This is a genomic window from Nocardia thraciensis, assembly GCF_054782435.1.
Map to the genome: position 1 here is coordinate 1 of NZ_BAAGSM010000059.1, position 807 is coordinate 807.

The 807-nt window shown below is 63.3% G+C and carries 1 protein-coding gene; it reads left to right on the plus strand.

The window, feature by feature from the left end; genetic code table 11:
* Nucleotides 1–807: condensation domain-containing protein (locus tag ACYVLQ_RS31770; RefSeq protein WP_460701233.1), on the plus strand; the 807-nt coding region annotated here is incomplete at both ends.

Genomic DNA, 807 nt, shown 5'->3' on the forward strand with positions numbered 1-807 from the left:
GCGTGATGTGATGACTGCCTATGCGGCGCGGGTTGTGGGTGTGGCGCCGGGGTGGGTGCCGTTGGGGGTGCAGTATGCGGATTTTGCGGTGTGGCAGCGTGCGGTGTTGGGGGTGGAGTCGGATGCGGGTTCGATTGCGGCGCAGCAGGTTGCGTATTGGCGTGGGGAGTTGGCTGGGTTGCCGGATCTGTTGGAGTTGCCGACGGACCGGCCGCGTCCTGCCGTCGCGACCCTGCGCGGTGGGCGGGTCGACTTCCGCGTCGACGCCGCGACGCATGCGGGACTGAGTGAGTTGGCGCGGGCGCACGGCGCGACGCTGTTCATGGTGGTGCACAGCGCGTTGGCGGTGTTGTTGGCGCGGTTGTCCGGGAGTGACGACATCGCGGTGGGTACTCCGGTGGCGGGTCGTGGCGAGGCGGAACTCGATGATTTGATCGGGATGTTCGTCAATACGGTCGTGTTTCGGACGCGGCTGGATCGTGGGGAGTCGTTCGCGGATCTGTTGGTGCGGCAGCGGGAGACGGATCTGCAGGCGTTTGCTCATGCCGATATTCCGTTCGAGCGGTTGGTGGAGGTGTTGAATCCGCCGCGTTCGACGGCGCATCATCCGTTGTTTCAGGTTGGGTTGTCGTTTCAGAATCTGGCGCGTACCGCGGTGGAGTTGCCTGGTTTGAGTGTGGATGGGGTGCCGGCGGATCTGGATGTGTCGCAGTTCGATTTGCATTTGATCGTTGCGGATGGTTATGACGAGGATGGTCGTCCGGCGGGTATCGGTGGGTTCTTCACGTATGCTGCGGATCTTTTCGA